Here is a 13,935-nt window from a genome sequence, read left to right on the forward strand (position 1 = left end):
TACATCTGGCACAGAAAGACCGCTATCGCAGGCAAGCCAGCTCCCACAGGGTTTGATGTGGTTCTCAGCCATGCACGCTCACTCCAAATATCTGGCCAATACGGTAAACTCCGCACACTGCTGTCTGGAGCTATTTATGCGCGAAGCGTTGAATCAAGGCCTGATCGACTTCCTCAAGGCCTCCCCTACTCCTTTTCATGCCACTGCCGCCCTGGCCCAACGCCTGGAGGCGGCCGGCTACCAGCGTCTCGACGAGCGCGACACCTGGGCCACCGAGGCCAACGGTCGCTACTACGTGACCCGCAATGACTCCTCGATCATCGCCTTCAAGCTCGGCCGCCAATCGCCGCTGCAAGATGGTATCCGTATGGTCGGCGCCCACACCGACAGCCCATGCCTGCGGGTCAAGCCCCAGCCGGAGCTGCAACGCCACGGCTTCTGGCAACTGGGTGTGGAAGTCTACGGCGGCGCGCTGCTGGCGCCCTGGTTCGACCGCGACCTGTCCCTCGCCGGGCGTGTTACCTTCCGCCGCGATGGCAAGGTCGAGAGCCAACTGATCGACTTCAAACTGCCGATCGCCATCATTCCCAACCTGGCCATTCACCTCAACCGTGAAGCCAACCAGGGCTGGGCAATCAATGCCCAGACCGAGCTGCCGCCGATCCTTGCGCAGTTTGCCGGTGACGAGCGCGTGGATTTTCGCGCCGTGCTCACCGAACAGTTGGCTCGCGAGCATGGGTTGAATGCCGATGTGGTACTCGACTACGAGCTGAGCTTCTACGACACCCAAAGTGCCGCCGTGATCGGCCTCAATGGCGACTTCATTGCCGGTGCGCGCCTGGACAACCTGCTGTCGTGCTACGCCGGTTTGCAAGCCTTGCTCACCAGCGACACCGATGAAACCTGCGTGCTGGTGTGCAACGACCACGAAGAAGTCGGCTCCTGCTCGGCCTGCGGTGCCGATGGCCCGATGCTGGAACAGACCCTGCGTCGCCTGCTGCCCGAAGGTGAAGAATTCGTACGCACCATTCAGAAATCCCTGCTGGTATCGGCAGACAACGCCCACGGCGTGCACCCCAACTACGCCGACAAACACGACGCCAACCACGGCCCGAAACTCAACGCCGGCCCGGTGATCAAGGTCAACAGCAACCAGCGCTACGCCACCAACAGCGAAACCGCGGGGTTCTTCCGCCACCTGTGCATGGCCCAGGAAGTGCCAGTGCAAAGCTTCGTGGTGCGCAGCGACATGGGCTGCGGCTCGACCATCGGCCCCATCACTGCCAGCCACCTGGGCGTGCGCACCGTGGACATCGGCTTGCCGACCTTTGCCATGCACTCGATCCGCGAGCTGTGCGGCAGCCATGACCTGGCGCATCTGGTCAAGGTGCTGGGGGCGTTCTACGCCAGCCGCGATTTACCCTGAGACCGAAGCACGCCCATCGCGGGCAAGCCCGCCCCCACATTTGATCTGTGAATGCATTTCAGTGTGGGAGCGGGCTTGCCCGCGATGGGTTTCCAAACAGATATAAGGCTATCTGACTCACATCAACTGCACTTCTGCCAATCCGGCCTAGACTTGTCAGAACTTCCAGTCCGACAAGGCCGCCCCTCGCCATGATCTCAATGTCCTCATTCCACGCCATGCTGATCCCCATCCTGATCGGTATGATCATGCTCGCGGTCGGCTTCAACTTTCGCGACAAGCCTCTGGGCGTGTTTGGCATGTGGATCGGCATGCTGTTGATCCTCGGCACCGTGCTCTACAAGATCCTCGCCAAACTGGCGCAGTGACAAATGCGCTCGCATTGGGCATAGCGGCCTCGTACACTCGGTCAATTCGTCGTTTTCAAGGTTGACCGCCTCGTGTTCTCCCGTCTGTTTGCCCTGCCCTGCTACCTGCTGATCGCCCTGCTCACGCTGCTGCCAGTGATGCCCGCCCAAGCCGTGGGCTTGCCCGGGATGCTGGGCGGTTCCAGCAAGACCCAACCCCAGGCGGAAGTGCCCCTGGGGCAGTCGCTGGACGAAGTGATCAAAACCCTGGAAAACGACCAGCAACGCACCCAGTTGCTCAGCGACCTGAAAAAACTGCGCGCCGCCACGCAAAAGGCCCAGCCCGCCGCCGAACTCGGGGTACTCGGGTTGATCGGCAGTACGCTGTCGGGCTTTGAGCAGCAGTTTTCCGGCGCCGACAGCCCGCTGGGGCGCTGGTCCAATGAAGTCGACCTGGCCAAGGATGAACTGGCCGCCCTGATGTTGCCAGCCAGCGAATGGCTGCCGATCATCTTCGGTTTTGCCGTGATCCTGGCCGTATGGAGCCTGCTGGCCGCTGCGCTGATCTGGCTCAGCCACCGAGTGCGCGAGCGCTTCGGCCTGCCCGAAGAGCTGCCGCAGCACCCGCGCACCTGGGACATGCTGCGCTTTGCCCTGCGCAAGCTGGGCCCCTGGTTGATCGCCCTGGTGATCACGGTTTACCTGAGCTACGCCCTGCCTTCCTCCCTGGGCAAATCCCTGGCCATGGTGCTGGCCTATGCCTTGGTAGTCGGCACCTGTTTCTCGGCAATCTGCGTGATTGCCTTCTCCGTACTCGACGGCCCGCACCGCCACCGCGCCTTGTATATCCTGCGCCACCAGGCGTTCCGCCCGCTGTGGTGGATCGGCAGTTTTGCCGCCTTCGGTGAAGCCTTGAGCGACCCGCGCCTGGTTGCCGCGCTCGGCCAGCATCTGGCCCACACCGCCGCGACCGTGGCCAATGTCATGGCGGCGTTGTCCACCGGGGTGTTTATCCTGCGTTTCCGCCGGCCCATCGCGCACCTGATCCGCAACCAGCCGCTGTCGCGCCGACTGACGCGCCGCGCCCTCACCGATACTCTGTCGATCATCGGCACCTTCTGGTACATCCCGGCTCTTCTGCTGGTGGGCATCTCACTGTTCGCCACCTTCCTGTCGGCCGGCGACACCAGCACCGCCCTGCGCCAGTCGTTGCTGTGCACGGTGCTGCTGGTGTTGTGCATGGTGATCAACGGCCTGGTGCGCCGCCACGCTCTCAAGCCGCAACGCGGGCACAAACGCCACGCGCTGTACTCCGAACGCCTCAAAGGCTTTGTCTACACCCTGGTGCACCTGGTGGTGTGGCTGGTATTCATCGAACTGGGGCTGCGGGTCTGGGGCCTGTCGATGATTCGCTTTACCGAAGGTGAAGGCCATGAAATAGCCGTGAAGCTGTTCGGCCTCGGTGGGACCTTGTTGTTCGCCTGGCTGATCTGGATCCTCAGCGACACCGCGATTCACCACGCCCTGACCCGTTCGCGCAAAGGCCTGGCCAACGCGCGTGCACAAACCATGATGCCGCTGATCCGCAACGTGCTGTTCGTGACCATCTTCATCATCGCCGCCATCGTCGCCCTGGCGAACATGGGCATGAACGTCACGCCCTTGCTGGCCGGTGCGGGTGTGATCGGTATCGCCATCGGCTTTGGTGCGCAATCGCTGGTAGCCGACTTGATCACCGGCTTGTTCATCATCATCGAAGACTCCCTGGCCATCGACGACTACGTGGACGTCGGCGGCCACCTCGGTACCGTAGAGGGCCTGACCATCCGTACCGTGCGCCTGCGCGATATCGACGGCATCGTGCACACCATCCCGTTCAGCGAAATCAAGAGCATCAAGAACTACTCCCGCGAGTTCGGCTACGCGATCTTCCGCGTGGCGATCCCTTACAACATGGAAATCGACGACGCGATCAAACTGATGCGCGAGGTCGGCCATGCCATGCGCAACGACCCGCTGCAACGCCGCAATATCTGGTCGCCGCTGGAGATCCAGGGCGTGGAAAGCTTCGAGTCCGGCAGCGCGATCCTGCGCGCACGCTTCAAGACCGCGCCGATCAAGCAGTGGGAAGTGTCGCGGGCATTCAACCTGTCGCTCAAGCGGCACCTGGATGAAGCCGGGCTGGACCTGGCGACACCGCGCTTGAGCGTGCAGGTGCAGACTGCCGGCAGCGTGCAGGAGAAAGATCCACAACAATAAGCAAGGAGAGGTTGGTATGCGAATGAACGGTCTGACACACCAATGGGTTTTGGGTCTGCTCGGCGCGGTCGCGAGCAGTGCAGTGATCGCCGCCAGCAGCGGCCAGGACAGTGCCCGGGAAACCATTGCCGCCCAGGCAAAAATCCTCGAACCCAGCCTGTTGGAAACCCGCCGCGATATCCACGCCCATCCGGAACTGGGCAATACCGAAACCCGCACCGCCGAGTTGGTCGCCAAACAGTTGCGCGAACTCGGCCTTGAGGTGAAGACCGGGGTGGCCCGCACTGGCGTCGTCGCCATCTTGAAAGGCGCCCTGCCCGGCCCGACCGTGGCCCTGCGCGCCGACATGGATGCGCTGCCGGTCAAGGAAGTCGCCGACCTGCCCTTCGCCTCCAAAGCCAAGGGCACCTACCTGGGCAAAGAAGTCGACGTGATGCACGCCTGCGGCCACGACGCCCATACCGCTATCCTGCTGAGCACTGCGAAGATTCTCACCGGGATGCGCGAGCGCCTGCCCGGCACCGTGGTGTTTTATTTCCAACCGGCCGAAGAAGGCCCCAGCGACTTTATCCCCGACGGCAAGAACACCTGGGGTGCGAAGATGATGGTGCAGGAAGGCGTGATGAAAGCGCCCAAGCCCGATGCGGTATTTGGCCTGCATGTGTGGGCCGGTGTGCCTGCCGGGCAAATCGCCTACCGCCCGGGCCCAACCCTGGCCAGCTCCGATGACCTGCGCATCAGGATCCTCGGCAAACAGACCCACGCCGGCCGCCCCTGGGACGGTATCGACCCGATCACCGTTGGCGCTCAAACCATTGTCGGCCTGCAGACCGTGGTCAGCCGCCGTACCGATATTTCGTCATTCCCCTCTGTGGTGAGCATCGGCACCATCAACGGTGGCACCCGCTATAACATCATCCCCGAGTCGGTGGACATGAGCGGCACCATTCGCTCCTACGACTACGGTATCCGCCAGAAGCTGCATGCAGACGTGCGTCAAACCGTAGAGAAAATCGCCGAAAGCGGTGGCGCCAAGGCCGAAGTGACGATCATCGAGAAGTACGACCCCACCATCAACAATCCGGCGCTGACCGAGAAAATGCTGCCGAGCCTGCGCTGGGCGGCTCAGGATGATGTGGTGCAAGGCCCGTTGGTGGGTGGCGCCGAAGACTTCTCGTTCTATGCCAAGGAGGCGCCGGGGCTGTTTGTCTTCCTGGGAGTGACCCCAAGGGATCAGGACATGAGCAAGGCGGCGCCGAATCACAACCCAGGGTTCTTTGTGGATGAGTCGGCGTTGGTGGTGGGCGTGAGGACGCTGGCGTCGTTGGCGACGGATTACCTCTATACCCATACCCCCCTGTAGGAGCGAGCTTGCTCGCGAAAAACTTCAGAACGCCGCGTTTATTCAGGGTAAACGCGGCGTTCTTGCGCTCTTCGCGAGCAAGCTCGCTCCTACACAGGGTATTGGGTGAATCAGTTGGCGAGGGCCGCGCCATCCATTTTCTGGCGCAGGCTCAACGGCCGCATGTCGGTCCACACTTCCTCGATATACGCCAGGCATTCCTTCTTCATGCCACTCTTGCCCACGGTGCGCCAGCCTTCCGGCACGGCCTTGTAGTCGGGCCAGATCGAATACTGTTCTTCATGGTTGACCACTACCTGAAAGAGGATGTCGTCGCGGTCAAATACTGAGGTCATTGCTGTTCTCCGTCGCTCAAAGGCTGGCTGCGCACCACGCGCAGCACTGATATCTGTAGAAACGTACCAAGGGCCTGGAAAATTACAGGCTGGCCACGGCCGCCGCCAAGGCGCGCCCGAAAATCTCAGCCACCTGGTCGACTTCGCCAGCGGTGATCACCAGCGGTGGCAGGAAACGCACCACACCGCCATGGCGCCCGCCCAGTTCCAGGATCAGCCCGCGCTTGAGGCATTCGCGCTGCACCAGCGGCGCCAACTGGCGATGCACCGGTGGGTGGCCCTGACTATCAGGCGTGCCAGTCGGGTCTACCAGCTCCACCCCCAGCATCAGCCCACGCCCACGGATATCCCCCAGGTGCGGGAAGTCGCGCTGCAGGATGCGCAGGTGTTCGCCCAGGCGCTCGCCCATGGTCGCCGCATGGCCTGCCAGGTCGTGATCCTTGAGGTAGCGCATCACCGCCGAGCCCGCCGCCATCGCCATCTGGTTGCCGCGGAAGGTCCCGGCATGGGCGCCCGGCAGCCAGGTGTCGAGCCAGTCGCGATACACCACCACCGCCAGCGGCAGGCTGCCGCCAATCGCCTTGGACATGACCACCACGTCCGGAATGATGCCGGCGTGTTCGAAGGCAAACATTTTGCCGGTACGCCCAAAACCGCTCTGGATCTCATCGACGATCAGCGCCACCCCCGCTTGCGCGGTGATACGGCGCAGGCCACGCAGCCAGTCGAGGTCCGCCGGGATTACGCCGCCCTCACCCTGGACCACTTCGACAATCACCGCCGCTGGCAACAGCACGCCGGCTTCCGGGTCGTTGAGCAGGTTTTCCAGGTAATGCAGGTTGACCCGCACACCTTCGGCGCCACCCAGCCCAAACGGGCAACGGTAGTCATACGGGAATGGCAGGAATTGCACGCCATTGCCGAGCAAGGCGCCCAAGGGTTTCTTTGGCCCCAGGCTGCCCATCAAACTCAGCGCGCCCTGGCTCATGCCGTGATAGCCGCCCTGGAACGACAGCACGGTGCTGCGCCCGGTAGCAGTGCGCACCAGCTTCAACGCGGCTTCCACCGCATCAGTGCCGGTGGGGCCGCAGAACTGGATTTTCGCTTCTCGCGCCAGTTCCGACGGGAGCAAACCGAACAGGTCCTGCACGAATTGATCCTTGACCGGCGTGGTCAGGTCCAGGGTATGCAGGGGCAGTTCGTCGCTCAGCACTTGCTGGATGGCCTGGATCACAACCGGGTGGTTATGCCCCAGCGCCAGGGTTCCGGCGCCGGCCAGGCAGTCGATAAACCGCCGCCCCTCCACGTCCTCCACGTAAATGCCCTTGGCGCGTTTGAGTGCCAGGGGGATGCGCCGTGGGTAGCTGCGGGCGTTGGATTCCTGCTGGCGCTGGCGGGCCAGCAGCGGGCTTTCGTCAAACTGATAGAGCGTTTCCGCGGCCTGCACCGGGGCGTCTTCGATACGGCTGGTAGCGACTGACATCTGTGGATCCCTCAATACGCTGATGATCGTGACCAAACTGCCGATCCGTTGGCGTCTGGCCCAAGGGCATGCGCACGGATTTCCTGTTGTGGAGACGCTTCAGCGTGAAAAGGATTTAGGGGACGAGGGTTGTTAACTGATGAATGAAGATCCAATTGTAGGAGCGAGCTTGCTCGCGAAAAACTCCCCGGCGCCGCGTTTATCCAGAAAGCCCGCGGTATCGTTGACGTTTTTCGCGAGCAAGCTCACTCCTACATTTGAACAGTGCTCGGTATTAAATCCCGCGGTACTTTTCGTTCAGGGCATACAAGATCGCGCAAGTCTCTGCATCCAGGAATCCACAATAATCCCGTGGTCGAAAGTGCATCTGGAACGCCCGGGTGCGCTGTTCAAAGGCCCGGCGATTCTGCGCGGGCTTGTAGCCATAACGCTGAAACGCCCGCTCCACTTCGACCTCCGGCGGCAAGCCGAGACAAAAGCGGCGCTGGTACATCGCCCGGCTCGATTCATCAAACCAGGCCCCGATGCCGGCCTCATGCAGCACACGCCAGGGCAACCGAGGCCCAGGGTCGCTCTTGCGCCAGTAGGCCACGTCCGAATGCCCGAGCCAGTCAGTGGGGCCCACCTGCGGATAGCGCTCCAGCAGGTCGCGAAGCAATTCAATCAGTAGGTCAATCTGTGCCGGTGCGTACTCCGGAAAGGTAAAGACCCCCGCTTCATCCCGCGCCAGGTTGACGATTTCAATGCCCACCGAGCGGCTGTTGAGATCGGCCTTCCCCGCCCAATAGCTCACGCCTGCGTGCCAGGCGCGCTGGTCCTCGTCCACCAGGCGAAACACCCGCAGCTCTTCATAACCGGCAGCGCGGTAGCTGGGCTCAGCGGGATCGGGCAGCAGATAGTGAGCGCTGACGCCATCTTGGGTGAGGGTGCGTAGCGAGGAAGCAAAGGGCGCGGCGGTGTAGTGCACAAGCACCTGCTGCACGGATTCGCCGCGGCGGTCGTTGAAATCCCTGGCGGGGAAACTGGTGTCGATCACCAACATAAGAACAGTCCTTTTCATTTCGAGCCGACTCATTCGGCCCGTTCAAGCGCAAAAAAATTACCGCCATCCTGAAGGCTTGAGCCTCAGGCGGGCGGTAATTATTTGCCACGTGAAAAGGGCAGCTCAGCGCCGCAACGGCATACCCAGATCAACCCGCATACCGTCGGGCTGGCTGTCGAAGTGCAGCGAGCAGGAACAGCGCTGCACGATCGCCTGGACAATCGCCAGGCCCAGGCCACAGCCTTCGCTGCTGCCATTGCGCCAGAAGCGTTGGGTGAGGTATTGCAGGTCTTCGCTGGAGATTTGCTGGCCATGGTCACGCACGCGGAACACCACATTATCCGGGGTAGAAAACACCTGCAGTTCCACGCGGGTATCGGCCGGGGTATGGCGCAAGGCGTTGTCCAGCAGGTTACGCAAGGCCGCGACGGCAAGGCCCACAGGCATTGCCACTGGAACAGGGGAAAGATCCGGCGCCAGGATCAGATCAATGCGTGAATTGTCGCCGGCGTTGGCATCCTGGATCGCCAACCGAGCGACTTCCTCGGCACTGGACTGCAGGCCATCGTCAAACGACAGGCTGCCCTCCACCCGCGCCAGCAACAACAGTTGCTCCAGGGTGCGATGCAAGCGATCGGCGCCCTCCTCGGCGTGCGCCAGGGACTGGTCGCGGGCCGCGCCCTCGGTCATGCGCGCCACTTGCAGGTGGGTCTTGATCGCGGTCAACGGGCTGCGCAGTTCATGGGCGGCGTCACCGGTCAGGCGACGTTCGCGCTCGATGGTCTTGGCGATGCGCTGCAGCAATTGGTTCTGGGTGTCGAGCAACGGCTTGAGTTCACTGGGCAGAGGATGAATCTGCAGAGGCTCGAGGGAGTCGACACTGCGCCGCATCAGGGCATCCCGCATACGGTTGAGCGGCACCAGGCTCTGGCCAATGCCCAGCCACAGCAGGCACAGGCAGCCCAGCAATGCCACGCCGACCGGCACCGACGCCGCCAGCAGGATCGACAGGTTGAGGGCTTCACGCTCCACCTGGCGGTCGGCGGTGGTGATCAGCAAGTCGCCACGGGACAGGGTAAAACTGCGCCAGCCCACGCCGTCGATGATCTGGTCGCGAAAGCCGCTGCGGCGCGACTCCAACCCTTCCTCCGGCGTGGTATGGCTGCGCGCCAGGATCTCGCCACGCAAGGAGCTGACCTGGCAAGCCATGCCACCCGGCACATTCAGTTGTTCGGTGCGCAAATGCGCGCCCCCGCTGACGCTGGCCAGGCCCGGCATCTGCTCGGTGAGCCCGGCCACCATGCGCGCAGAAGCCACCAGGCGCTGGTCGAGGGAAAACATCATCTGGTTGCGCAAGTCGTTGAGCATCCAGGCGGCCGCCAGCACCCAGATCAGTACAAAAGCGGCGCCCAGCTTGAACGTCAGGCGCAGACGCAAGCTCTTCACGGCGTGTTTTCTCCCCCATCAGCCGTGCCGAGGCGATAGCCCAGCCCTCTGACGGTTTCGACGATGCCATTGCCCAACTTGCGCCGCAGGTGGTGGATATGCACGTTGAGGGCGTTGCTTTCCAGTTCGTCGCTGAAGCCGTAGACGCTGTCCTTGAGCTGTTCGCTGGACAGTACGCGGCCCTTGTTGTGCAACAGCGCCTGCAACAACGCCTGTTCACGCCGGGACAGATCCACCGGCTGGCCGCCGAGGAAGGTCTCGCGGCTGCTGGGGTCGTAGGCCAGGCGCCCATGTTCGATCAGGTTGACGCTGCGCCCCGCCACCCGGCGCAACAGGGTTTGCAGGCGAGCGGCGAGTTCACGCAAGTCGAAGGGCTTGAGCAGGTAATCGTCGGCGCCGGCTTGCAAGCCATCGACGCGGTTGGTCACCGAGTCCCGCGCGGTGAGGATCAGCACCGGAATGTCCAACCCCTGGCTGCGCTGTTGTTGCAGCAGCTTCAGGCCGTCTTCGTCGGGCAGGCCAAGGTCGAGCACCATGATGTCGAAGGCCGCGGCCTTGAGCATCGCCCGCGCCGCCGAGGCCGTGGCCACGCGCTCCACGGTAAAGCCCTGGGCGGTCAGGCCGGCCACGATGCCACTGGCGATCAGTTCGTCGTCTTCACAGACCAGTACGTGCATGGTTAACCCTTCATGAAAGATGGCGCGATTAGAAAAGCCACGGATTAAGCGCGCATTATGCCGCTAAAGTTCGCAACACCGGACAATCCCTACGCTCTAGAATAGCGGCGGTTAATCATCGGTTAATCAACGCCACACATTGTGTGCCTCACTTGCATCGAACTAAGGCTTGACCATGCGGCATCTGTTTACCTTTCTGCTGGTGTTGTTCGCGGGATTCGCCCAGGCAGCGCCGGGCAGCCCCTTCGAAACCAAACCCGACTTCCTCCCGGTAGGCAAAGCCTTCGCCTTTACCTCCGAACGTCTTGAAAGCGGCGAAACCCAGCTGTTTTGGCAGATTGCCGACGGTTACTACCTGTACCAGCAGCGCATGAAGTTCGACGGCCTGGCCGAAAAACCCGTGCTGCCCGAGGGTGAAGCCCATAGCGACGAGTTCTTTGGTGAACAACAGGTGTATCGCCAGGGCCTGGAAGTGAAGATCCCCGCTGGCACCACCGGCCAGGTCAAGCTCGGCTGGCAGGGCTGCGCCGATGCGGGCCTGTGCTATCCGCCGCAGTCGATCACCGTGGACCTGGGCGGCAACCCGGCCGTCGCCGCGACCGCGCAAGCCCAGGATCAAAGCCTGGCCAGCGGCCTGCAGCAGCGCAGCCTGGGGTGGAGCCTGCTGGTGTTCTTCGGCCTGGGCCTGCTGTTGGCGTTTGCGCCCTGCTCGTTGCCGATGCTGCCGATCCTCGCTGGCCTGGTGGTCGGTAGCGGCGCCAGCCCGCGTCGCGGCTTTGCCCTGGCCGGCAGCTACGTGGTGTGCATGGCGCTGGTGTATGCCGCCCTGGGGGTGATGGCCGCGTTGCTCGGCGCCAACCTGGCGGCGTTGCTGCAAACCCCGTGGATCCTCGGCAGCTTTGCGGCGTTGTTCGTGCTGCTCGCCCTGCCGATGTTCGGCTTCTTTGAACTGCAACTGCCCGCCTTCCTGCGCGACCGCCTCGATAACGTCAGCCGCCAACAAAGCGGTGGCAGCCTGGTAGGTGCCGGTGTGCTCGGCGCGTTGTCCGGCCTGCTGATGGGGCCGTGCATGACCGCGCCCCTGGCTGGCGCCCTGCTGTACATCGCCCAGAGCGGCAATGCGCTGCACGGTGGGCTGATCCTGTTCGCCATGGGCATCGGTATCGGCATCCCGCTGTTGCTGCTGGTGACTGTGGGCAATCGCTTCCTGCCCAAGCCGGGCACCTGGATGAACGTGCTCAAGGGCATCTTCGGCTTCCTGTTCCTGGGCACCGCGGTGCTGATGATTCGCCCAGTGGTCGGCGACAGCCTGTGGATCGGCCTGTGGGGCGCCTTGGCGCTGGTGATGGCGTACTGTGGCTGGGCGCTGGCCCGTGAGTCCGGCCTGGCGGCCAAGGTATTCGGCGCTGGTTCCCTGGTGCTGGGTCTGTGGGGCGCGGTGCTGGTGGTGGGGGCGGCCGGTGGCAGCGATGAGCTGTGGCAACCCTTGAAGGTTTACAGTGGCTCAAAGGTCGCCGGTGCACCGAGCGCCCACGATGCCTTCACCACGATCAACGCCCCGGCCGTGCTGCAAAGCCAGCTCGACAGTGCCAAGGCCCAGGGCCAATGGGTGCTGCTGGACTACTACGCCGACTGGTGCGTGTCGTGCAAGATCATGGAGAAACAGGTGTTCGGCAAACCCGAGGTGATGGACGCGCTCAAAGACGTGCGCCTGTTACGCCTGGACGTCACCGCCGACAACGCCGCCAGCCGCGAGCTGCTGGGCCGCTACAAAGTTCCTGGGCCACCGAGCTTCGTGTGGATCGGCCCGGACGGTGAAGAACGCCGCGCCCAACGCATCACCGGCGAAGTAGACGCCGCTGCCTTCCTGCAACGCTGGACCCAGACGCGGGACACTCTCTGATGCTGACCCTCACCATCGGCACCTTCGCCATCGCCCTGAATCACCTGCTGCTGATCAGCGCGCTGATTCTCGCCACCCTGGTGGGCTGGCGCGTGGCCAAGCGCGGCGGCGAAAACCCGGAGTCGGTGCTGTTCAGCCTGTTTCTGCTGGGCCTGCTCGCCGCCCGCGTCAGCTTTGTGCTGATGTACTGGAGTTATTACAGCCACGACTGGGTGGAGATGGTCGACCTGCGTGACGGCGGCTTTCTCGCCTGGCCCGGGATCATCGCGCTGATCCTCGGCGCGCTGGTCTACGGCTGGCGTCGCCCTGCCCTGCGCAAGCCGCTCAGCGCCGGGGTGATCACCGGCCTGGTGTTCTGGGGCATGACCAGCCTGTCCCTCAGTCTGTACGAAAAAGGCACGCGCCTGCCGGATATCACCCTGCGCAATGCCAATGGCGAGGTGGTGCAACTGGCGGATTATCAAGGCGGCCCGTTGGTGATCAACCTCTGGGCCACCTGGTGCCCGCCGTGCCGACGCGAAATGCCGGTGCTGGAAAACGCCCAGCGCATGCGCCCCGATGTGACCTTCCTGTTCGTCAACCAGGCCGAAAGCATGCAAAGCGTCAGCACTTACCTGGCCACCCAGGGCCTGAACCTCGACAACGTGCTGTTCGACGCCAGCGGCCGCCTCGGCCAGGCCGTGGGTTCCATGGCCTTGCCGACTACGTTGTTCTACCAAGCCGATGGGCGCCTGATCAACAGCCACCTGGGCGAACTCTCCGAAGCCAGCCTGGCCCGTGCCATGGAACCCTTCGACAACACCACGACAAGGAAACCGACATGCCTCGCCTCCGCCACCTGCTGACCCTGCTGCCTTTGACGCTAGCCGCTACGCTGGCCCAGGCCGAAGACCTGCCGGCCCCGATCAAACAGATCGAAGCCAAAGGTGCCAAGATCATCGGCAAATTCGATGCCCCCAGCGGCCTCACCGGCTACGCCGCCCAGTACCAGAACCGTGGCATGGCCCTGTACCTGACCGCCGACGGCAAGCACGTGATCGCGGGCAACCTGTACGACGCCCAAGGCAATGACCTGAGCACCGCGCCCCTGGAAAAACTGGTGTACGCGCCGATGGCCAAGGAAGTCTGGGCCAAGATGGAAAACAGCAGCTGGATCCAGGATGGCGATAAAGACGCCCCGCGCACCGTCTACCTGTTCAGCGACCCCAACTGCCCGTACTGCAACATGTTCTGGGAACAGGCCCGCCCGTGGGTGAAGGCCGGCAAGGTGCAGTTGCGCCACATCATGGTCGGCATCATCCGCGAAGACAGCCCAGGCAAATCCGCCGCCCTGCTCGCCGCCAAAGACCCGCAAAAAGCCCTGCAAGAACACGAAGCCGCCGGCAAGGGCAGCAAGCTCAAGGCGCTGGAAAAGATCCCGGCCGAGGTCGAGGCCAAGCTTGATGCCAATATGAAGCTGATGGATGAACTGGAGTTGTCGGCGACGCCGGCGATCTTCTATCTGGATGACAAGGGTGGGTTGCAGCAGCAGCAAGGGGCGCCTTCGCCGGATAAGTTAGTGAAAATTCTCGGGCCAAAATAAGCGCCGCCCTCGCGGGCGCCATCGCAGGCAAGCCAGCGATGAGCATAGGTATCTACACAACTTCGGCACGAC

12 protein-coding genes are annotated in these 13,935 nt (G+C 63.0%); 7 read left to right on the plus strand and 5 right to left on the minus strand.

Annotation, left to right across the window (positions count from 1 at the left end):
* Nucleotides 1–136: 136 nt before the first annotated feature.
* The 4 genes from AC1RAC_RS18160 (at nt 137) to AC1RAC_RS18175 (ending at nt 5,395) form a co-directional block, all read left to right on the plus strand.
* Nucleotides 137–1,426: a M18 family aminopeptidase gene (locus AC1RAC_RS18160; RefSeq protein ID WP_057976990.1), complete on the plus strand. Its 1,290-nt coding sequence runs from the start codon at nt 137–139 to the stop codon at nt 1,424–1,426.
* 200 nt (nt 1,427–1,626) lie between these two features.
* Nucleotides 1,627–1,794, plus strand: a complete 168-nt coding sequence (locus tag AC1RAC_RS18165) for a hypothetical protein (RefSeq protein WP_014719301.1) — start codon at nt 1,627–1,629, stop codon at nt 1,792–1,794.
* A 72-nt stretch (nt 1,795–1,866) separates the two neighbouring features.
* Nucleotides 1,867–4,032, plus strand: a complete 2,166-nt coding sequence (locus tag AC1RAC_RS18170) for a mechanosensitive ion channel family protein (RefSeq protein WP_034126128.1) — start codon at nt 1,867–1,869, stop codon at nt 4,030–4,032.
* A gap of 16 nt (nt 4,033–4,048) precedes the next feature.
* Entirely contained in the window at nt 4,049–5,395 is a 1,347-nt protein-coding gene (locus tag AC1RAC_RS18175) for an amidohydrolase (protein WP_054896340.1), read from the plus strand.
* A gap of 110 nt (nt 5,396–5,505) precedes the next feature.
* Here AC1RAC_RS18175 and AC1RAC_RS18180 read toward each other — a convergent pair whose 3' ends face one another.
* From AC1RAC_RS18180 to AC1RAC_RS18200, 5 genes are all read right to left on the minus strand, one after another.
* Complete coding sequence (locus AC1RAC_RS18180; RefSeq protein ID WP_003192847.1) at nt 5,506–5,730, minus strand: MbtH family protein; 225 nt, start codon at nt 5,728–5,730, stop codon at nt 5,506–5,508.
* A gap of 82 nt (nt 5,731–5,812) precedes the next feature.
* Nucleotides 5,813–7,213 (minus strand): aspartate aminotransferase family protein, encoded by a 1,401-nt coding sequence (locus AC1RAC_RS18185; protein WP_106118210.1) that lies wholly within the window; start codon nt 7,211–7,213, stop codon nt 5,813–5,815.
* A 274-nt stretch (nt 7,214–7,487) separates the two neighbouring features.
* The gene (locus tag AC1RAC_RS18190) at nt 7,488–8,255 is read right to left on the minus strand and encodes an N-acetylmuramoyl-L-alanine amidase (protein ID WP_054896342.1); all 768 of its coding nucleotides are present in this window, start codon (nt 8,253–8,255) and stop codon (nt 7,488–7,490) included.
* 123 nt (nt 8,256–8,378) lie between these two features.
* Entirely contained in the window at nt 8,379–9,701 is a 1,323-nt protein-coding gene (locus AC1RAC_RS18195; RefSeq protein WP_089041961.1) for an ATP-binding protein, read from the minus strand.
* Nucleotides 9,698–10,378 carry a response regulator gene (locus tag AC1RAC_RS18200; protein WP_014719307.1) on the minus strand — a complete coding sequence of 227 codons (681 nt, stop codon included), beginning with the start codon at nt 10,376–10,378 and terminating at the stop codon, nt 9,698–9,700. Before AC1RAC_RS18200 ends, AC1RAC_RS18195 begins: the two co-directional genes overlap by 4 nt.
* A 175-nt stretch (nt 10,379–10,553) precedes the next feature.
* Between AC1RAC_RS18200 and dsbD the strand changes: the two genes are divergently transcribed.
* The 3 genes from dsbD to dsbG are packed head-to-tail and all read left to right on the plus strand — an operon-like array spanning nt 10,554 to nt 13,863.
* On the plus strand, nt 10,554–12,281 hold the full coding sequence (dsbD, locus tag AC1RAC_RS18205; protein ID WP_492616869.1) for a protein-disulfide reductase DsbD: 1,728 nt from the start codon (nt 10,554–10,556) through the stop codon (nt 12,279–12,281).
* Nucleotides 12,281–13,126, plus strand: coding sequence for a TlpA disulfide reductase family protein (locus AC1RAC_RS18210; RefSeq protein ID WP_034126122.1), 846 nt, complete (start codon nt 12,281–12,283; stop codon nt 13,124–13,126). Before dsbD ends, AC1RAC_RS18210 begins: the two co-directional genes overlap by 1 nt.
* Nucleotides 13,102–13,863, plus strand: coding sequence for a thiol:disulfide interchange protein DsbG (gene dsbG / locus AC1RAC_RS18215; protein ID WP_054896344.1), 762 nt, complete (start codon nt 13,102–13,104; stop codon nt 13,861–13,863). The genes AC1RAC_RS18210 and dsbG overlap by 25 nt, the downstream gene beginning before the upstream one ends.
* Nucleotides 13,864–13,935: the final 72 nt, after the last annotated feature.

The sequence above is a fragment of the Pseudomonas sp. GW823-FHT02F05 genome, from assembly GCF_058797315.1.